This window comes from Peribacillus sp. NJ4, from assembly GCF_030348345.1.
Classification (GTDB): Bacteria; Bacillota; Bacilli; order Bacillales; family DSM-1321; genus Peribacillus.
This window is the reverse complement of sequence record NZ_JAUCFQ010000001.1, coordinates 433,813-454,227: the sequence shown is the minus strand read 5'-3', so window position 1 is coordinate 454,227 and position 20,415 is coordinate 433,813. Positions and strand designations below refer to the sequence as shown.

The following is a 20,415-nucleotide window of genomic DNA, read 5'->3' as shown; positions in this document are numbered from 1 at the left end:
CCCTTATTGTAAATCCATAGAGAAAAGCAAAGCATTTCAACTTTGGATTGAAGTATATTCCTGGTTAAATGGGGAGTCAAGCTCATAGTCTTAATTACATAAATAAAATCCTATAAAAAAAGCCCTCCTATTGACGGAGGGCAGTCACCATTCATTCGGTTTCTTTGGGTTCGTCCTTACCGGAATGTCTAGTTTTCAAAACATCAAGCACCGCTTGGAAAGGCAATTCCTGTTCCTGAAGTAGAACGAATAAGTGATAGAGGAGGTCGGCACTTTCCATGGAAAGTTCCTCTGCATCACGATTCTTAGCAGCAATGATCACTTCAGCCGCTTCTTCTCCGACTTTTTTCAGGATTTTATCAACGCCCTTTTCGAATAAATAGGTTGTATATGAACCTTCAGGCATTTCCGATTTTCTTTTTTCAATCAATTTTTCTAATTCCGTCAAGAAAGTCACATTCACCTTCACGGCTTGTCCGGCTTCACTGTTTAGGTAAATCGATTCGCTAAAACAGCTTGTTGCCCCAGTATGGCACGCAGGACCTGCAGGAATGACTCGAACGACCAATGCATCTTGATCGCAGTCATACTTCATTTCGACGATTTTCTGTGTATTACCGCTGGTTGCTCCTTTATGCCATAATTCATTGCGCGAACGGCTGAAGAAAACCGTTTCGCCCTTTTCAATGGACAATTTTAGGGATTCTTCATTCATGTAAGCAAGTGTCAGCACTTCTCCGGTTCCGGCATCTTGGATAATTGCCGGTATCAGACCTTTTTCGTCGTATTTAATAGTTTCAAGATTCATCGTACAACCACTCCTTGTTGTTTGAGAAACGCTTTGACTTCTTTGACGGATGTTTCTTTATAATGAAAAATCGATGCGGCTAGTGCTGCGTCCGCTTTACCTTCTTCAAAGGCTTCCTGGAAATGCCCAGCGTTACCTGCCCCCCCCGAGGCGATGACCGGCACCGAAACAGCTTCAGATACCGCTTTTGTTAAAGCGATATTAAATCCTTGTTTCTCCCCGTCACAATCCATGCTAGTCAATAAAATTTCACCTGCACCACGGCTGACGGCTTCCTTCGCCCAATCGATCACTTCCCATTCAGTCGGTTTTCGACCGCCGTGGGTGTATACGCGCCATGATCCAATCTCTTCCTCATATCTGGCGTCTATAGCGACCACGATACATTGGGCACCAAAATAATCTGAACCCTCATTAATTAAATCAGGCCGCAGAATGGCTGCTGTATTTAAGGATACCTTATCTGCACCAGCGCGTAAGATCTTCTTCATATCCGCTAATGAATTGATACCGCCACCCACTGTGAATGGGATGGCCAAGCTGCCTGCAACGGCTTGAACGACGTCGACAATCGTTTCCCTGCCTTCATGTGAAGCTGAAATATCAAGGAAGACAAGCTCATCGGCACCCTCTTGGTCATAAAAGGCAGCAAGTTCGACGGGATCTCCAGCATCCCTAAGGGAAACAAATTGTATGCCTTTAACTACGCGCCCATCTTTAACATCGAGACAAGGAATAATTCGTTTAGTGAGCATTTAACCACGCACCTTTTCTAGTGCTTCTTCCACAGTAAAGCGATTCGTATAAAGCGCCTTGCCAATGATTGCCCCTGCAATTCCTTGAGCTTCATACTCTTTGAGAGTGATAAGGTCTTCCAGGGAACTAATGCCTCCCGAAGCAATCACGTTTTTCCCAGTTGCCTCCGCCATAGCCAATATACCTTTCACGTTTGGACCCGAAAGCATCCCATCTGTCGCGATATCAGTCACGATAAAGGTCTCTGCACCAGCATCCGCCAGGATTTTACCAAGATCTATCGCAAGCGTTCCAGACGTTTGAAGCCAACCATGTGTGGCAACCATGCCATCCTTCGCATCTATTCCGATTGCGATATGCCTTCCATATTTCCTTATCATATCTTTAGTGAAATCAGGGTCTGAAACGGCCGTGCTGCCCAGAATGACCCGTTCCACTCCATTATCCAGATAATGGGCTATATCCCGTTCCGTACGGATGCCGCCGCCGATTTGAATTCTTGCCCCTAACTCCTTTGCAGCTTTAATCACATATGAATCATTGATGCGAACTCCCTCTTTAGCTCCGTCAAGATCGACCATATGTATCCAATCGGCTCCTTGTTCCGCAAAGTTTTTAGCCATATCGAAGGGGGAATCGCCATAAACGGTTTCCTGATTATAATCTCCCTGGATTAATCGGACGCATTTGCCACCGCGCATATCAATCGCCGGGTAAATAGTAAAGTTGCTCATGTTCTTTCCTTCCCTTCTACTAATGACAGATAATTTCTCAAAAGTGACATGCCCATCTTCCCGCTTTTTTCCGGGTGGAACTGCATGCCGAATACATTCCCTTTACCGACAATCGCCGGCACATCCACATCATACGTCGCTGAAGCAGTAATAAATGATTCATCCGTATCTGCGTAATAAGAATGGACGAAATAAACATGTTCCTCTTCCAGACCCTGATTCACTGGTGACTCGTGTTTAAATTCAAGGCGATTCCAGCCCATGTGCGGCACTTTATAAACCTGGTCATTCGCATCCACTCCCTTAAAACGAACCACTTTACCTGGGATGAGAGATAATCCTTTTGCCGGTCCATTTTCCTCACTTTCATCAAATAGAAGCTGCATACCAAGGCAAATGCCCAATAGATACCCACCGCCGGCTACATATTCCTTCAGAAATTCATCCAGCTTTTGTTTTTCCAAAAGACTCATGGCATCCCTGAAAGAGCCCACGCCAGGAAGAATGATCCCTTTCGACTTTGAAAGTTCTTCAGGGTCATCGGAAATGAATGAATCGGCACCAAGACGCTCCAGCCCTTTACTTACAGAAAATAAATTCCCCATGCCGTAATCGACGATCCCTATCATTTACAACATTCCTTTCGTTGAAGGGATGCCTTTGACCCGGGGATCGATCGTCGTAGCTTCATCCAATGCCCGTCCAAGCGCTTTGAATATTGCCTCGATCATATGATGTGTATTGTGCCCGTAATGAACGACTACATGAAGGTTCATCCTGGCTTCAAGAGCGAATTTCCAAAGAAACTCGTGCACCAGTTCAGTATCGAAAGTACCAACCTTTTGGGAAGGAAACTCAGCCCTGAACTCAAGATGCGGACGGTTGCTTAAATCGATGACAACCTGGGCTAGTGCTTCATCCATCGGTACGAAAGCATTTCCATAACGTTTTATCCCGCGCTTGTCTCCAAGGGCCTCCAATAACGTTTGACCCAAGCAAATGCCAATATCTTCAGTTGTATGGTGATCATCCACCTCTGTATCGCCGTTTGCATCTACAGATAAATCAAACTTCCCATGCTTCGTGAACAAATCAAGCATATGCGTCATAAACGGAACGCCAGTCTTAATGGTGGAATTACCTTCCCCATCCACACCAAACTTCAAACTGATTTCCGTTTCATTCGTCTTTCTCTCCACACTGGCAAAACGTTCCATTACAACTCCTCCTAATCGGGGCAAGACCCCTTTTCCCAAGATGTAAAAAGCTTGTCAAAAGTCTTATATAAGTATTTCCCTTATTTCGTAAGGATTCAGGAACTATTTCCCGGATTCATTCACACCACGTGATTCTATGGCACGGGCGTGAGCCTCAAGTCCTTCCATGCGGGCAAATGCCGCAATTTTTTCTGCATTTTTACGGAAGGCCGTTTCACTATACATGATGATGCTCGATTTCTTTTGGAAATCATCCACATTAAGCGGGCTGGAAAAACGGGCGGTTCCATTTGTAGGCAACACATGATTGGGACCTGCAAAGTAATCCCCAACAGGCTCCGAACTAAAGCGGCCAATGAAGATTGCCCCGGCATGCCGGATTTTAGCCATGACTTCAAGTGCATCTCTGGTCACAATCTCCAAATGTTCCGGTGCAAGTTCATTAATGGCTTCAACAGCTTCTGCCATATTCCCGCATACAATGATTCTTCCATAATCCTTTATGGATGCTGCAGCAATATCATGGCGTGGAAGCAACGCCACCTGCTTGGCCACTTCCGCAGCCACATCTTCTGCAAGAGACGCTGACGTCGTCACCAAAACACTGCAAGCCCGGGCATCGTGCTCTGCCTGTGATAGCAAGTCTGCCGCGACTTCTTTGGCGATGGCGGATTCGTCCGCCAATACCGCTATTTCACTTGGTCCTGCAATCATATCAATGGCGACATCCCCGAATACTTCCCGCTTCGCTAACGCCACATAAATATTTCCCGGCCCCACTATTTTATCCACTTTCTTTATTGTTTCCGTCCCATAAGCGAGTGCAGCTATGGCCTGTGCCCCGCCAACTTTATATATTTCCGTAATACCGGCAATTTTGGCAGCAGCCAAAACCGCTGGCGATAATTTCCCATCTTTCCCTGGAGGAGATACCATAACGATCCGTTCCACTCCCGCAGCCTTTGCAGGCATCGTATTCATCAGTACAGATGAAGGGTATGCCGCTGTGCCTCCAGGTACATAAACACCCACAGCATCAAGAGGTGTTAATTTTTGTCCTAGCATCGTTCCCGTATCGTCAGTCGTAAACCATGAATTTCTAATTTGTTTCTCGTGAAACAATCGAATATTATTCGCAGCTTCTTTAAGAATATCAAGCTGCTCCGTGGCTAAGGACGCTGTCGCTTCTTCCATTTCCTGTTCCGATACAAGTAATTCCCCCGGACTTACACCATCGAATCGTTCGGTATAACTATGTAAAGCGGCGTTTCCACTTTTCCTGACATCATAAATGATATCCTGAACCGCTTTTCTTTGATCGGCAGTACCTGCATCGACCGAGCGTTTCAGTGAAATCCCTTCTGCAAACCGTTCTATTTTCATACGCTCACCTCATTAGCGATTCTTTACTGTTCAATTATTTCTGCTAGCCGATCCACAATTTCAGTAATCCTTGCTTCTTTAATTCGATAGCTGACAGGGTTTGCCACAAGCCTCGAAGTCACATCGGCAATTTTTGCATATTCCACGAGACCATTTTCCTTCAATGTCCGCCCCGTTGAAACGATATCCACAATTCGTTCAGCTAAACCAATTAACGGCGCTAACTCAATAGACCCATTCAACTTAATAATCTCGACTTGCTCTCCCTGCTCGCGAAAATAACTGGAGGCAACATTCGGATATTTGCTGGCTATTTTGGGGGCGATGTCACTTATTTTCGTACCAGGCAGACCAGCTACAGCTAAGTAGCAGGCACTGATTTTCAAATCAAGTAACTCATATACATCACGTTCTTCCTCTAACATGACATCCTTCCCTGCAATTCCAATGTCAGCGACACCGTGTTCCACATAGGTTACGACATCCATCGGTTTAGCTAAAATGAAACGCAGATTCTCCTCTTCCACTTCAAGGATCAATTTCCGGGAATCATCAAACTCAGGAGGGAGACGAAAACCGGCCCTTCTTAATAGCTCTGCCGCTTCTTCAAATATTCTCCCTTTAGGCATCGCAATCGTTAAAAAGCTATTATTCATCTTTTCCATTCCCTCCATTCCCTACAAATAAATGCACTTCTGAAAATGTTCTTGTAAAGGCATCGACATTTTGAACGACTGTAATATCTTGAATCGTTACCAAGTTTCCTTCGGATCGTTTTATTCTTGCAAATTCAATGGCTTCCAATCTCCGTTCGGGACTGAATAAAATACATTCTGGTGCGACAGGCTGCATCGGCTCCCCAAGAGCTTCTGCAAGACGATCCACCCGGATTGCAAAACCAGTGGCAGAAGCATTCCAGCCGAACTTTTCAAGCAGATTATCATACCGGCCACCATTGCCGATTGGCGAACCCACGTGTCCCGCATATACTTCAAATAAAGTTCCCGTGTAATAACTCATATGACTGACCAATGTCAAGTCGAAGCTCACATATTGATCAACGCCAAATTCTTTCAACTGCGCAGACAATTCCTTCAGTTCAGCCAAAGAATCTTGCCCTTCATTATTTTCAATCAGCCCTAGAGCCTTTTTCAGGGTGCCTTCACTGCCCCTTAAGGAGGTAAATTCGATAAGACGCTGTTTATCAATGGATGAAAGCGGCAGCGATTTTACATGCTCCCGAAAACCAACATAATTCTTTTCATATAAAAACTTCCTTAATTTAGAGGCTCTTTCCTCCGTACCTAAAATGCTTAAGAAAAATTCTTGTAAAAATCCTATATGTCCAATCGAAATCTTAAAATCCTGAAGACCCGCAGCCTTTAGAACATCAGCAAGCAGGGCAATCATTTCAGCATCGGCACTTATTGACTTATTCCCGATACACTCAATACCAATCTGTTCAAATTCTGCCGGCCTGCCTCCTTCACGCTGCTGTGCTCGATATACATTCGCAGAATAGGCCAGGCGAAGCGGAATTTGCTGTTTTAACAGTTTGGATGCTGCGACTCGTGCAATGGGGGCTGTCATCTCGGGACGGAGTACGAGCGTATGTCCCTGGGAATCAAGAAGTTTAAACAACTGTTGATCTAAAATTGCCGAAGCCTCGCCAATCGTTTCATAATATTCCAATGCAGGAGTTTCAATAAATTGGTAACCCCACTTCTTGATTTCATCACTCATTTTATTTCTGGCCGACACTTTCGTTTCATATAGCACCGGTAATGTATCTCTCATGCCTAACGGTTTCTCAAACATAAATGGCTTTGTCACGACTGCACATCCTTTTGAAATATTGAAAACTATATATATCCAATCGGTCTGCCTTATAGGCAAAACCCGATGTCATTGCCACAATTCCTTTTTTGTTTATCCCTTTATCTTTCCAAGATTGCACGCTTAAATCCAAATTTCAGATAACATATAAAAATAGTATCAAATAAAATGTCATAATCATATAAATAATCTCAATAATCTATTAAATTACTTTAGTTCGCTAATATGGTAGCGAGATGAAGTTATTAATAGTTTACTCCTGCCCCTTCCTCACGTCAAGAAAAAAGTGCCTCCAATCACGACGGTCTTTGATATCTTTCTTCATGATCATTTTAAGGTCAAACGGAAGGGGCCATGCCTTTTTCCCCGGATATTTACTCCTATCTTTAGCCATTCATTGTTATTAATGTATACCTTTTGGTTTAGCTGTTTTATAATAATTCAGGAGTTTGGATATATTATAAAATTTTAGGGGGAAATGGAATTGAAGAGATATTTTTCATTTTTTTTGGCGCTTATTGTTCTTTTTTCGCTGGGTTTAAGCGGAACAAAGGGTTTTGCGGCCACTAAGATCAACCAGGATGAGCTTAATGTATACCTTTCTGAAGTTAGGATGACACAAGAAGAATTGGAAGAATATTTAGGCTATTACGACCTAACATTGAATGAACTGGAATCTGTAGAAGAGTTGCGTGATACATTAGGGCCGGCCGTCACTCCCGAGACTTTACTGAATCTACTTAAAGAATATGAAATGACAGAAGCAGAACTCACGGAATTATTGGTAGAATACGGCGAACTGGAAGAGGGAGATTCCATCGTCGATACCTTCCACTTCATTTACGACATAGAAGATATCATCGATCTAGAAATGGGTTATGAAGATGAAGAGACGGAATATGATGATGAAGAGATCATCGATTTAATGGACGGGCTCTTTACTGAGATCGGTCTTACGGACGAAGAGCTCGACAGATTCATGAACCATCTTTTACCTATCGTCGAGGACCCTTCCTTTGAAGATCGCTTAATGGCCATTTCCGATAGGATGGATCAACTCGAATATTTCGAAACAATTGATGAATTGTCTGCAGAGCAAGTGGCTGAATTGCTTTCGATATATAATGATCTGCAAAGTTTGCTGCAAATTCAATTCAAATTCGCCTTGATACATGATGGTGTCACTACTAACCTATCCCTTGAGGCTTTATTCCAGCTTAAGGATTTGCCGAATGCTAGTTTACTAGTTTCCATTTATGATCTAAACGGCAATCTTTTGCTCGATTTTAAATTGACGGGTGAAATGATCGGTTCCGATTTAGTGAAAGAAACAGGTAATGACATCAAACAGTCAACTGAGGTCATTTCTAAAGTGGTTGATGTAAAAAAGGAAAAGAAGAAACCTGTAAAAACCGTACATAAAACGGAAAAAGGCGGAGTGCTTCCTAAAACGGCTGGTAATTACCTATTCGGTGCTTTAATCGGTTTAGTGATGATGGGCATCGCTTTCGGATTAATTAGAAAAGCGAGACTTGCTAATTAAGATGAGAGAAAATAGGCAATCCAGGCATAAGAGAAAATGGTTACTCATCACTGCTGTTTGCTTTTTAATCATAGGTTTTTATTTTACAACGACCAACGCCTATACACTGTTAAAAGGCTATGCCATATATAAATGGAATAAGTCTGATACAACCGAGTTAACTGCTAAGCTCTCAGAACCGGAAGCGACAGCTAAACTCCCAGAACCGGAGGCGACGGCTAAACTACCCGAACCGAAGACGAATGCAGATATTCCCGATGAGCTTGAACTTTATGATGAACGACCGGAGACAGGTGATTTGATGGGTGAGCTCTATATTCCAAAAATCGAGGCAACTCTCCCAATTTACCACGGAACGGACGAAGATGAACTCGAAAAGGGCGTCGGCCATTATGCAGGGTCTGTCCTCCCTGGTGAAAAGGATAATTCCGTTCTATCCGGTCATCGAGATACTATTTTCAGAGATCTGGGTGAAGTCGGTCAAGGTGACTTGCTGATTGCCAAGACAGAAGCTGGTACGTTTACATATAAAGTGAGGAAGGTACGTATCGTCGATGCAGATGACCGTACCGTGATCGTTCCCAAACCTAAAGCCACACTTACAGTAACAACCTGCTATCCTTTTTCCTATATCGGCAGTGCACCAGAACGGTACGTATTGGTTGCCGATTTATTGAAAACGAATTGAATAAATGAGATATGGGGGCTGAAGTTATTCAGCCCCCTATTCATAAATCTTAAATGGATAGTAGGGGGACAAGCTCAATATGGATAAACAAGCACTGGAAAAGTTTTTTCGAATTTTGCAAGAAACGTATGAAACGACAGTTTGAACAAGGAAAATGCATCAATTAAGGAAGTCATAGATCACCTAAAAATCAACTGAGTCCGTTATATCCAAAATGCCATTAAAAAGGACCTGCCGCATAAATGGGCAAGTCCCTTTTTCATAAGGAAGTTTGCTGATCCCTCTCAAGCATTTCCTCTTTGGTATATATGATTTTCATTGGATTTCCGCCGACGAAAGCTCCCTCTGGAACATCCTTATGGACAAGCGTCCCCGCAGAGACAATCGCCCCATTTCCAATTGAAAGTCCTGGAAGGATGGTCGAATTGGCTCCGATCAATACCTCATCCCCAATGACTACATCTCCTAAACGATATTCATGAATCAAATATTCATGAGCAAGAATCGTCGTATTATAGCCAATGACTGTATTTATTCCCACTGATATTTTTTCCGGAAACATCACATCCGGCATGACCATCAAGGCAAACGAAGTATGCTTTCCGACTTTCATATGTAAAAAAGTCCTGTAAAGCCAATTCTTCATACCGAGAAAAGGCGTATAACGCGCTAGCTGTATCACCACAAAGTTCTTTACGACTTTCCAGAAAGGAACGGTCTTATACACATGCCATAGTGAATTAGCCCCTTCAACTGGATAGCGGAACGTACGTCTCATCTTCTAGCCTCCGTGAGCTTTTCAACCTCAACGATATTCAATAAATCTGCCATATGCTCCAACATATAGTCTGGGTGATAACTTTCCAAAAATTCACGGCCTTTAATGGACCATGAGACCCCTGCCGTTTTTGTACCTGTGTTTTTCCCGCCAAGAATATCATGATAACTGTCGCCAATCATGATCGCTTCTTCAGGAACCGAACCGAGTTGATTTAAAGCTTTAACCAAAGGCTCTGGATCCGGCTTTGCATTTTGGACCTCATCCAATGTGACCACCACTTCAAAGAATTGATCCAGTTTGCTTAAACGCAAGCCCTTTTCGACGACATCACGTTTCTTTGTCGTAACGACTGCCAATTTATAGCCGCTCTGCTTCAATGCTTGAACGGTTTCGTATACCCCGTCAAATTGTGTGACAAGCAAATCATGGTTCTTCCAATTATGTTCCCGATAGAAAGCGATCATTTCATCCACTCGCTTTGGATCGATGGACGAAAAAGTATCAACCAAAGTCGGGCCAATAAATGGAATGATATCTTCCCGATTGAACTTTCCAGGACAAAAGTGGTTTAAAGTTTCTGTAAAAGAGGCGATGATCAATTCATTTGTATTGATCAACGTACCATCAAGATCAAATAATAATGTAGTTATGTTACTGTTCATATACAGCTTCCTTTCTCTGTACTCTGTCAGTCCGATTCCAAATATACGCAACGACCATCGTTAGAACAATAGCAGTGAGTAACCGAATAAGTAACAACGGCAAGACCGGAATCCCCAGTGGAATAAAAATCAGTGTGTCTTCTACAACAGCATGGCAGGCAACTAAAAAGATGAATGCAATCGTCATATCCTTCTTCGAGACATTATCTTCCTTCGCTGCTTGAATCATTACGCCAGCCCCATATGCCAATCCAAGAGTCAGACCTGTAACGAAAGGCATGGAAGCATTCGGTTTCATCCCAAGGACCTTCATAAAGGGAGCAAGGGCTTTTGAGAAGGCTTCCAGCCATTTTAAATCTTTCATGATTTGAACCACTACCATAAGCGGTATAACGATGACCGCCAGCTGGGCGATTCCGGAAAGGGCCTGGATTACACCATGTATAAGGATTGCACCCGCTCCGTTTATCTCTGCCGTCTCCCCGATAGCCACTCCTTGTGCCATTTCAGATCCGCCCTGCCAAACAAGATTGATGACGACCGCTGACAAAAGTGCAAGCCCGATCCGCACTGTTAAAATGATCCACAGCTTGACGCCGGTTTTCATCGCCACACCAGACTCGATTAATAGATTATGTGAAAAAGATAGCATCGTAGCGATAATAAAAACCTCTTTCACAGTCAAATCAAGCGTTAATATGCCTGCTATCGCTGCGTATAAATTCAGGAAATTCCCTAACACGAGCGGAATTGCCGCATCCCCTGGAAGACCGATGAGATTCATCAAAGGCGCTATCAAGTTAATGATAAATGGCAGTACAGGCGTATATTGAAGCACAGTGACGATCAGAGTGACTGGAAATATCACTTTACCCAAAGACCAAGTTGTATTCAAGCCGGAAAGAAGTCCCCTTTTAACCGAATCCACTATCACTATGCCCTCTCCCTTTACACATATTCCCTATGCATCTAAGTATCTTTTGTCTGCAAGCCCACGGACCCTTCTATAGACCACTAAAGCAATGGCCACAGCTACCAGGACAATCGAGATCACTTGTGCGATACGCAGCGACTCCGTCAGCATCAAACTATCCGTCCGCAAACCTTCAATGTAAAAACGGCCGATGGAATACCATAATACATAAGTTAAAAATAGTTCACCCCTGCGCAAGTTCACTTTCCGTAAACTTAAGAGGATGATTACACCGACGATATTCCAAATCGATTCATACAAAAAGGTTGGGTGATAATACGTACCGTTTATGTACATTTGATTAATGATGAATTCAGGCAAATGCATATTTTCCAGGAATGACCTTGTTATTTCTCCCCCGTGTGCTTCCTGATTCATGAAATTACCCCAACGGCCAATCGCCTGCCCCAACAATAAACTCGGTGCAGCAATATCCGCCAGCTTCCAAAATGAGACTTTCTTGACCTTGGCAAAAACTACGGCAGTCAATACCGCTCCAATCAGCGCACCGTGTATGGCAATTCCGCCATTCCATATTTTTATGATATCCCCCGGGTTTTGTGAATAGTACTCCCATTGGAAGATGACATAATAAATACGGGCACTAATGATCGCAATTGGGACAGCAAACAAAATCATATCGGTAAAAATTTCCTTATCGAGACCTCTTCGCTCAGATTCCCTTAAAGCGATAATAAGACCCAGTAACACACCGAAACCGATGATCAGTCCATACCAATGAACCTGAATAGGGCCAAGATCAATCGCTATTGGATTCAGCGGTTGTATTCCTTGTTCCATATTGTCCCCTCTTTTCCTATATACCTTTTAAAATTCATCATGTTCAGGATCTGCAATTGCATGATTCAAGCGATCTGAAAACTGTTCTGCAGCATTTACTCCCATTCGTTTCAGGCGGTAATTCATGGCTGCCACCTCAATGATAACAGCTAAATTTCGACCTGGACGCACAGGTACGGTAATTTTCGTCACTTCCGTATCGATGATTTTCATTTTTTCTTCATCAAGACCAACCCGGTCATACTGCTTGTTTTTTTCCCATAGTTCCAGATTGATGACGATTGAGATCTTTTTATTGCTCCGGACTGCACCAGCTCCAAAAAGCGTCATTACATTAATGATTCCCAACCCTCTTATTTCAAGAAGATGTTCGATTAAATCCGGGGCATTCCCGACTAGGGTATCTTGGTCTTCCTGCCTGATTTCGACGCAATCATCGGCTACGAGACGATGACCCCGTTTCACTAATTCCAAGGCTGTCTCACTTTTACCAACACCGCTTTTCCCGGTGATCAACACACCCAGCCCATAGATATCCACCAATACACCATGAACAGCAGTAGTTGGTGCCAACCTACTTTCAAGGAAGTTGGTCAAACGGCTGTATAAGCGCGTTGTCTTCATATTAGATCTCATCACAGGAACGGATTCCCGCTCAGAAGCTTCTATCAACTCTATCGGCACTTCCTGACCACGCGTAATGATGATGCCTGGAGTAAAGTCCCTGCATAACTCTTCCATCCTCTGTATTCGATCCGGTTCATTCAACCGATTAAAAAAGGACATTTCCGTCATGCCTAAAAGCTGTACTCGATCCGCGGGATAATAATCAAAAAAACCGGCTATTTCAAGTCCTGGACGAGATAAATCACTCGTGACAATTGGACGGTTAATTCCTTCTTCCCCACTGATAAGTTCTAGACCGAACGCTTCAACTATATCTTTTGTACGGACTTTTGCCATATATCTTTCCTCCTTTTGGAGCGATGCTATTTTTAGAGATACTTTTTCTATTTTAGCATTTTTCTGTTAATAACCAAACAAAGCATTATCGATTTATTGTTTTTTTATTCACTCCGCCCAGATGATGGCAGCGGGATGGCCCCTTAACCAGTAAAGAGATGAGAGGAACATACATGAATCCTTACACCAAAATAAAAGCAAGCCCGCCAGTTTATATTGGCGGGCTTTCAGACTGTGGACAACTCGATGAAAATCGATTTTGTCTACAGTTTTTTAAGGTTTTGCACAACTTAACGTTGATTTCCACTCCAGTCACTCGCTTTCCGCGGGCGGTCCGGGAGCCTCCTCGGCGCCTTTCCGCCTGCGGGGTCTCCCTAGGCACGCTTTTCCCGCAGGAGTCTCGTTCCTTACGTTCCGATAAACTTTATTTTAAAATTTAGATAGAACCCCTTTTGTCTACGAACAGAAAGCCCGTCTGGCAGGCTTTCTGCTTCTTCAGGAAACTGTTATCGCGGCAGTCTTTGTTTCTGCAAAAACATGAAGCACAGGAACCTCTTCTTTAACCGTCTTAAACTTAAGGACTTTCTGAACCACATCACTTTTCTCTTCGATGATGGTCATCCCTTCCAAAGTTACATTAAAGCTTCCTAAATTAGATTTCAACTCTCCCTCAATCGCCTTACCTGGTGGCAGGATCAGCTGGACTTTCCCAGTAATAGACTTAGCATGGATTGAATCGCAATCCATCCCTGAATTCGTACAGACGATTTCCCCATTGAAAGTCTGGACATCCAGTTTCTTGAAGTATCCATCGGCATTAATCGCCCCATTCAAGGTCTCAGCTTCCAAGTCATTAAAGTTGGTATCTGAAATGGTAATCATCCCGTTACCCGTTTCAAGCTCACAAGAATCACCCGTACCCTGCATGATATGAATGGCACCATTCGCTGTCTTCGCTTTAAGGTTCTCCGATTTCAAAGATTCAGTCGTGATTGCACCATTGAACATCCTTACATGAATGACTTCATATTCCTTCCTTGGAATGTACATGATCGTATCGACCTTTATGGATTTCTCACGAACCTTGAAATTCATCTTTCCATCTTCAATCGAAAAATCGACTTCTTCCAAAAAGTTTTTCCTAGCTTCTTCTATATCTTCCACCCGGTATACCTTTGCCTGGCATTCAACCCTGACATCATTATGGTCCCATGCAGCGATTTTTATTTTCCCATTTGCTATATCTACATCAACTTCATTGAGGAAATCAAAATCATGCTGAAAAATATGACTGACCTCCACAGATTTCCCGAAATTGAAATCAAGGTCCGTTTCTTTGATTTTCTTAAAAGCACTTTCAACGAAATCAATAATCTTTTCTTTCGATGACTGGATATTCTTCTTAAACGTATCCTGAGTGCTTCCTTCGCTTTTCTTATCCACGACTACCGTCGATAATTCATGCTGCAATTTCTGCTCTTTAGCTTCACTTTCCTGACTGGCTTTATCCAATTCTTCCAAAAGGCCCATCGCTTCTTCCGCTGATAACTTTCCATCCTGAATCATTTCTAAGATTTTCTTTCTTTCCTCCTGCATGAACATTCCTCGCTTTCTTCTATCATTTTATTCATACATACGCCTAGATATCTAAAAAGTTTCATAAATACCCTTTTTCCCATCATTCGACAAAGGAAAATGACAATTTCCGAAAAGGAAGATGTATCATTTCCCCGGAAATATCCTGTTTTCCTATTGTTTAATCAAATGATTGATTAAATGCACACCGTCATTTTTCTACAAAAAAAACAAGCCTGATGGCTTGTTCTTTTAAGCATGTTCATGCTCTTGTTCTTTTTCTTCAATCCAATTTTCCATGCGAATTTGATCACGGGTCAGTACAGGTTTTAAGTATTTTCCCGTATATGATTCGGAAACTTCACATATTTTTTCAGGTGTTCCATAAGTGACGATCGTTCCGCCCTTATCTCCGCCTTCCGGTCCCAGGTCAATAATATGGTCCGCCGTCTTGATGACATCCAGATTATGCTCAATCACCAAAACTGTATCCCCATTGTCAACCAGCCGCTGCAGGACCTCGAGCAACCTTGCTATATCGTGGACATGAAGTCCGGTAGTTGGTTCATCCAAGATATAAAAGGATCGCCCAGTGGAACGGCGATGCAATTCAGAAGCAAGTTTCACCCTTTGCGCTTCACCGCCTGATAAAGTGGTAGCAGGCTGTCCAAGCTTGATATAACCCAAACCAACGTCAAAAATCGTTTGTAGCTTCCGTTTGATTTTCGGGATATTTTCAAAGAAACTAACGCCTTCCTCAACTGTCATATCGAGAATGTCGGAAATGTTTTTCCCTTTATATTTCACTTCAAGCGTTTCCCTGTTATAACGTTTTCCATGACAGATTTCACATGGGACATAGACATCCGGGAGAAAATGCATTTCTATCTTGATAATCCCATCACCACGGCATGCTTCACAGCGGCCGCCCTTCACATTGAAGCTGAACCGTCCTTTTTTATAACCGCGGATCTTCGCTTCATTAGTCGAGGCAAAAACGTCACGAACATCATCAAATACACCTGTATAGGTAGCTGGATTTGATCGTGGGGTTCTACCGATCGGTGACTGGTCAATATCAATGACTTTATCTAAATGCTCAATTCCCTTGATCTCACGAAAATCGCCTGGTCTAGCTTTTGCCCGGTTCAGCTTTTGAGCCAATGACTTATGGAGGATCTCATTCACTAATGTACTTTTCCCTGATCCCGAGACTCCTGTAACGGCTGTAAAGACTCCAAGAGGGAATTTAACATTAACGTTTTTTAAATTATTTTCCTTGGCACCTTTTATTTCAATGACGCGGCCATCATTTTTCCGGCGTTCCAATGGCAATGGAATGAATTTCTTCCCTGCTAAATATTGGCCCGTTAAGGATTTAGGATTATTCATGACCTCTTCCGGAGTTCCAGCGGCCACTATTTCTCCTCCATGTGCTCCTGCGCCCGGACCAACATCGATCAAATAATCCGCAGCAAGCATCGTATCTTCATCGTGCTCGACAACAATCAGGGTGTTCCCGATTTCGCGCATATTCTTCAATGTTTCAATTAATCGATCGTTATCCCTCTGATGCAGCCCTATTGAAGGTTCATCTAAAATGTACAGGACCCCCGTCAAACGGGAACCGATCTGCGTCGCCAATCGTATACGCTGTGCTTCGCCGCCTGATAATGTCCCTGCTGCCCTGCTCAAAGTCAAATATTCCAAACCAACATTAGCCAGGAATCCGAGCCGCTCACGAATCTCACGTAAAATCAATCTCGCAATGGCAGCTTCCTTTTCAGTCAAATCCAGATCATCGAAAAATACTAACGCATCTTCCACTGATAAAGCTGTTGTTTCACTTATATGGACCCCTTGAATGAGCACGGAAAGACTCTCTTTTTTCAATCGATGACCCTTACAGGTTGGACAGTGATGTTCTGACATATATTTCTGCATTTGCTCACGGATATAGTCTGAACTCGTCTCCTTGAAGCGCCTTTCGATATTTCTTAAAACTCCTTCAAAAGGAATATATCCTTCTTGCACTCTTCCAAAATCATTTTTATAACGGAAATATATCTTATCTTTACCTGAACCAAGCAAGACCTTCTCCAATTTATCTTCCGGTAAATCTTTAACGGGGATATCCATATCTATCCCATAATGGTTGGCCACCGCTTCAAGAAGCTGAGGATAATATTGAGAACTCGTCGGCTCCCATGGCGCGATAGCATGTTGACGGAGGCTTAATTCCTTATTGGGTATGACCAGATCACGGTCCACCTCAAGCCTCGCCCCCAAACCATCACAATCCGAGCAGGCTCCAAACGGGCTATTGAAGGAGAACATCCTCGGCTCTAACTCTTCAATCGAAAACCCGCAGTATGGACAAGCATGATGTTCACTGAACAGCAGCTCTTCTTCACCCATGACGTCAATGATGACTTTGCCTTCACCGAGCTTCAAAGCACTTTCCAATGAATCTGCAAGCCGCGCCATGACACCCTCTTTAATGACGATCCGGTCTATAATGACTTCAATCGAATGTTTTTTATTTTTTTCGAGAGTGATTTCATCACTAAGATCATGCATTTCCCCGTTCACACGAATGCGGACATATCCTTGTTTCTTAACTTCCTCCAAAACTTTTGCATGTGTCCCTTTTCTGCCTGAGACAAGCGGTGCCAATACCTGAAGCTTGGTGCGCTCAGGGTAATCAAGAATGCGGTCCACCATTTGCTCAATCGTTTGTGAGGTAATTTCAATATTATGGATCGGACAGGTCGGCCTTCCGACCCGTGCAAATAACAGCCTTAAATAATCATAGATTTCCGTCACAGTCCCTACGGTTGAACGCGGATTTCGACTGGTCGTTTTCTGGTCTATGGAAATGGCTGGCGACAAACCTTCGATCGCATCGACATCCGGTTTATCCACTTGGCCTAAAAATTGACGGGCATAAGCGGACAGTGATTCTACATAACGCCTTTGCCCTTCTGCATAAATCGTGTCAAAAGCCAAGGAAGACTTTCCAGATCCGGATAATCCGGTCAGCACGACAAGTTTGTCTCTCGGTATCGTGATATCAATATTCTTTAAATTATTGGCCCTGGCGCCTTTTATCACAATTTTATCCATTGCCATGTTTCGTCACCCTTCCGCCTTTAACTCTAGTAATAAATCACGCAGCTCGGCAGCTCGCTCGAAGTCCAATGCCTTTGCCGCTTCCTTCATTTCTTTTTCCATGCTTGCCATCACTTTTACGCGCTCCTTTTTAGGAAGCTTCGCGAGACTTGGTGCAAGATCTTCTTTATACGCTTCTCCTTCTTCCGCTACGTGAGTGGCCCTGATGGAGTCCCGGATATCCTTTTGAATGGTTTGCGGCATTATTCCATGCTCTTTATTATAATTTTCCTGAATTTCACGGCGCCGCTTCGTTTCATTGATGGCAAGTTCCATCGAATTCGTGATGCGGTCCGCATACATGATGACGTGGCCGTTGGCATTACGGGCTGCACGGCCCATCGTTTGAATAAGCGAGCGCTCCGAGCGAAGGAACCCTTCTTTATCGGCATCCAGAATTGTCACTAATGACACTTCCGGAATATCCAGGCCTTCCCTTAATAGATTGATTCCAACGAGTACATCATATTTGCCCATTCGCAGTTCCCGGATGATTTCTATCCTGTCCAAGGTCTTCACTTCCGAATGAAGGTATTGGACCTTGATGCCAATTTCCTTTAAATAATCGGTTAAATCCTCAGACATCTTTTTCGTTAAGGTCGTAATGAGGACGCGCTCGTTCTTTTTGACGCGCTCTTGTATTTCACCGATCAAGTCATCTATCTGTCCTTCAATCGGCCGCACTTCTATCGTTGGATCCAGCAAGCCGGTAGGACGGATGATCTGCTGAACCATTTCTGGCGTATGTTCGAGTTCATATGGTCCCGGAGTTGCCGAAACGAATATGGATTGATGGACCTTTTTTTCAAATTCTTCAAATCTTAGCGGGCGGTTATCCTTTGCAGACGGCAGACGGAAGCCATGATCGACGAGTACTTGCTTACGTGCCTGATCCCCATTGAACATTCCCCGGATTTGCGAAAGGGTCACGTGTGATTCATCCACGACCAAAAGGAAATCCTCTGGAAAGTAATCCATTAAAGTGTAAGGTGTCGCACCTGAGGGACGAAGCGTTAAATGGCGGGAATAGTTCTCGATCCCTGAACAAAAGCCCATTTCCCGCATCATTTCCAAATCATAACGGGTCCGCTGCTCCAAGCGCTGGGCTTCAAGGAGCTTTTCATCTTCCCTTAATTCCTTCAATCGCTCTTCCAGTTCCGTTTCGATATTTTGAACGGCTATCCTCATTTTCTCTTCGCGAGTAACGAAATGGGAAGCCGGGAAAATGGCGATATGTTCACGTTCACCGGTAATTTCACCAGTCAGGGCATCCACTTCACGGATACGGTCAATCTCATCGCCGAAAAACTCGACCCTTACGCAATGTTCATCACGTGAGGCAGGGAAAATTTCGACCACGTCGCCACGAACGCGGAAAGTCCCCCGTTGGAAAGCAATATCATTCCGCTCATATTGAATATCCACGAGTCTGTGCAGCAAGGCATTTCGGTCTATTTCCATGCCTGTTCGGAGAGAAACGACCATCTCGCGGTACTCTTCCGGGGAACCGAGTCCATATATGCACGAAACGCTGGCAATGATGATGACATCTTTCCTTTCGAACAAAGAAGAGGTAGCCGAGTGACGCAGTTTATCGATTTCATCATTGATGCTTGCATCTTTTTCGATGAATGTATCAGTGGATGGAACATAAGCTTCTGGCTGGTAGTAATCATAATAGCTGACGAAGTATTCAACGGCATTATTTGGGAAAAACTCTTTGAACTCACTGTAAAGCTGTCCTGCCAACGTTTTATTGTGGGCAATGACTAGAGTCGGTTTATTTATTTGTTGAATCACATTGGAAACGGTGAACGTCTTCCCTGTCCCCGTTGCCCCCAATAATGTCTGCATTTCCTTGCCTTCTTTAATGCCTTCGACAAGCATTTCAATTGCTACAGGTTGATCTCCTTCAGGAGAGTATTTTGAGACTAACTCAAACTTATCCTTCACCAAGCATAGCCTCCTATTGAAATATTTTTATATGAAAACGGGACATGGCTATATCCCTTCTATTTATTCCGGTTTAAGAATGTATATATACACATTCTACCACAATCGCCTCAAAACAAACCAGCGATAAGCGAACATCCATTCTATTTTTTGTTTATAGACTCGATGGGTATTGAGGGGAATGACAAGTTGAGTACAAAAAAAGCACCTTTGATGTCAGGCGCTCTTGGATGTTCGTTTCATCATTCTTTTTGATAACCAAAATCCCACAGTTAGGGATAAGGCATCCACGATGATCAATAAGTTTGTATGCGTATAACCTTTATATGCGGAAGCTGTAATCAAGGCAACCGTTAAAACAAGTCCAACGACATTGTTATAGGTGACTCTTGAAAATAGCATGACAAGTAGACAAGGAAGGAAAAGGGCAGAAAGAATTTTAATCATTTTTTCATCTCCTTTATAAGAGAAAAATAGCGTAGTTTCAGTTTAAATGATTATGAAGTTTTTTGCCAATCTATTTCCTGCTTGATTTTAGACGGCATCCCCTGAAGACCATTCCACCCATCCA

Annotated in this window: 19 protein-coding genes; 2 read left to right on the top strand and 17 right to left on the bottom strand. The window is 43.4% G+C overall.

The window, feature by feature from the left end; genetic code table 11:
• Nucleotides 1-151 precede the first annotated feature (151 nt).
• The 8 genes from hisIE to QUF94_RS02180 all read right to left on the bottom strand — a co-directional run bounded on the left by hisIE (nucleotide 152) and on the right by QUF94_RS02180 (nucleotide 6,731).
• Nucleotides 152-808, bottom strand: a complete 657-nt coding sequence (gene hisIE / locus QUF94_RS02215; protein WP_289314420.1) for a bifunctional phosphoribosyl-AMP cyclohydrolase/phosphoribosyl-ATP diphosphatase HisIE — start codon at nucleotides 806-808, stop codon at nucleotides 152-154.
• Nucleotides 805-1,563: an imidazole glycerol phosphate synthase subunit HisF gene (hisF, locus tag QUF94_RS02210; RefSeq protein WP_289314419.1), complete on the bottom strand. Its 759-nt coding sequence runs from the start codon at nucleotides 1,561-1,563 to the stop codon at nucleotides 805-807. Before hisF ends, hisIE begins: the two co-directional genes overlap by 4 nt.
• Complete coding sequence (hisA, locus tag QUF94_RS02205) at nucleotides 1,564-2,298, bottom strand: 1-(5-phosphoribosyl)-5-[(5-phosphoribosylamino)methylideneamino]imidazole-4-carboxamide isomerase (protein ID WP_289314418.1); 735 nt, start codon at nucleotides 2,296-2,298, stop codon at nucleotides 1,564-1,566.
• On the bottom strand, nucleotides 2,295-2,927 hold the full coding sequence (hisH, locus tag QUF94_RS02200) for an imidazole glycerol phosphate synthase subunit HisH (RefSeq protein WP_289314417.1): 633 nt from the start codon (nucleotides 2,925-2,927) through the stop codon (nucleotides 2,295-2,297). Before hisH ends, hisA begins: the two co-directional genes overlap by 4 nt.
• Nucleotides 2,928-3,515, bottom strand: a complete 588-nt coding sequence (gene hisB, locus QUF94_RS02195; protein WP_289314416.1) for an imidazoleglycerol-phosphate dehydratase HisB — start codon at nucleotides 3,513-3,515, stop codon at nucleotides 2,928-2,930. It abuts the gene before it with no gap.
• Nucleotides 3,516-3,617: 102 nt separating this feature from the next.
• Complete coding sequence (gene hisD, locus QUF94_RS02190; RefSeq protein WP_289314415.1) at nucleotides 3,618-4,898, bottom strand: histidinol dehydrogenase; 1,281 nt, start codon at nucleotides 4,896-4,898, stop codon at nucleotides 3,618-3,620.
• 23 nt (nucleotides 4,899-4,921) lie between these two features.
• The gene (gene hisG / locus QUF94_RS02185) at nucleotides 4,922-5,554 is read right to left on the bottom strand and encodes an ATP phosphoribosyltransferase (protein ID WP_289318267.1); all 633 of its coding nucleotides are present in this window, start codon (nucleotides 5,552-5,554) and stop codon (nucleotides 4,922-4,924) included.
• Entirely contained in the window at nucleotides 5,547-6,731 is a 1,185-nt protein-coding gene (locus QUF94_RS02180) for an ATP phosphoribosyltransferase regulatory subunit (protein WP_289314414.1), read from the bottom strand. The genes hisG and QUF94_RS02180 overlap by 8 nt, the downstream gene beginning before the upstream one ends.
• 487 nt (nucleotides 6,732-7,218) lie before the next feature.
• Between QUF94_RS02180 and QUF94_RS02175 the strand changes: the two genes are divergently transcribed.
• Together QUF94_RS02175 and QUF94_RS02170 are read left to right on the top strand one after the other, a co-directional pair.
• Nucleotides 7,219-8,277 carry a processed acidic surface protein gene (locus QUF94_RS02175; RefSeq protein WP_289314413.1) on the top strand — a complete coding sequence of 353 codons (1,059 nt, stop codon included), beginning with the start codon at nucleotides 7,219-7,221 and terminating at the stop codon, nucleotides 8,275-8,277.
• Between the two features lies 1 nt (nucleotide 8,278).
• Nucleotides 8,279-8,965: a class D sortase gene (locus tag QUF94_RS02170; protein ID WP_289314412.1), complete on the top strand. Its 687-nt coding sequence runs from the start codon at nucleotides 8,279-8,281 to the stop codon at nucleotides 8,963-8,965.
• A 259-nt stretch (nucleotides 8,966-9,224) separates the two neighbouring features.
• On the opposite strand, the gene QUF94_RS02165 is transcribed toward QUF94_RS02170, so the two are convergent.
• From QUF94_RS02165 to QUF94_RS02125, 9 genes are all read right to left on the bottom strand, one after another.
• Nucleotides 9,225-9,743, bottom strand: a complete 519-nt coding sequence (locus QUF94_RS02165) for an acyltransferase (protein WP_061465570.1) — start codon at nucleotides 9,741-9,743, stop codon at nucleotides 9,225-9,227.
• Nucleotides 9,740-10,408, bottom strand: a complete 669-nt coding sequence (gene ppaX, locus QUF94_RS02160; protein ID WP_289314411.1) for a pyrophosphatase PpaX — start codon at nucleotides 10,406-10,408, stop codon at nucleotides 9,740-9,742. The genes QUF94_RS02165 and ppaX overlap by 4 nt, the downstream gene beginning before the upstream one ends.
• Nucleotides 10,398-11,342 carry a nucleoside recognition domain-containing protein gene (locus tag QUF94_RS02155; RefSeq protein WP_289314410.1) on the bottom strand — a complete coding sequence of 315 codons (945 nt, stop codon included), beginning with the start codon at nucleotides 11,340-11,342 and terminating at the stop codon, nucleotides 10,398-10,400. Before QUF94_RS02155 ends, ppaX begins: the two co-directional genes overlap by 11 nt.
• A 27-nt stretch (nucleotides 11,343-11,369) precedes the next feature.
• Nucleotides 11,370-12,182 carry a prolipoprotein diacylglyceryl transferase gene (gene lgt, locus QUF94_RS02150; protein ID WP_289314409.1) on the bottom strand — a complete coding sequence of 271 codons (813 nt, stop codon included), beginning with the start codon at nucleotides 12,180-12,182 and terminating at the stop codon, nucleotides 11,370-11,372.
• A gap of 27 nt (nucleotides 12,183-12,209) precedes the next feature.
• Nucleotides 12,210-13,145 carry an HPr(Ser) kinase/phosphatase gene (hprK, locus tag QUF94_RS02145; RefSeq protein WP_034309933.1) on the bottom strand — a complete coding sequence of 312 codons (936 nt, stop codon included), beginning with the start codon at nucleotides 13,143-13,145 and terminating at the stop codon, nucleotides 12,210-12,212.
• A gap of 495 nt (nucleotides 13,146-13,640) precedes the next feature.
• Nucleotides 13,641-14,741 (bottom strand): DUF4097 family beta strand repeat-containing protein, encoded by a 1,101-nt coding sequence (locus tag QUF94_RS02140; RefSeq protein WP_289314408.1) that lies wholly within the window; start codon nucleotides 14,739-14,741, stop codon nucleotides 13,641-13,643.
• 231 nt (nucleotides 14,742-14,972) lie between these two features.
• Complete coding sequence (gene uvrA, locus QUF94_RS02135; RefSeq protein ID WP_289314407.1) at nucleotides 14,973-17,852, bottom strand: excinuclease ABC subunit UvrA; 2,880 nt, start codon at nucleotides 17,850-17,852, stop codon at nucleotides 14,973-14,975.
• Nucleotides 17,853-17,858: 6 nt separating this feature from the next.
• Nucleotides 17,859-19,844, bottom strand: coding sequence for an excinuclease ABC subunit UvrB (gene uvrB / locus QUF94_RS02130; protein WP_289314406.1), 1,986 nt, complete (start codon nucleotides 19,842-19,844; stop codon nucleotides 17,859-17,861).
• Between the two features lie 216 nt (nucleotides 19,845-20,060).
• A complete protein-coding gene (locus tag QUF94_RS02125; RefSeq protein ID WP_034309928.1) occupies nucleotides 20,061-20,291 on the bottom strand; it encodes a CsbA family protein in 231 nt (76 codons plus the stop codon).
• Between the last annotated feature and the right edge of the window lie 124 nt (nucleotides 20,292-20,415).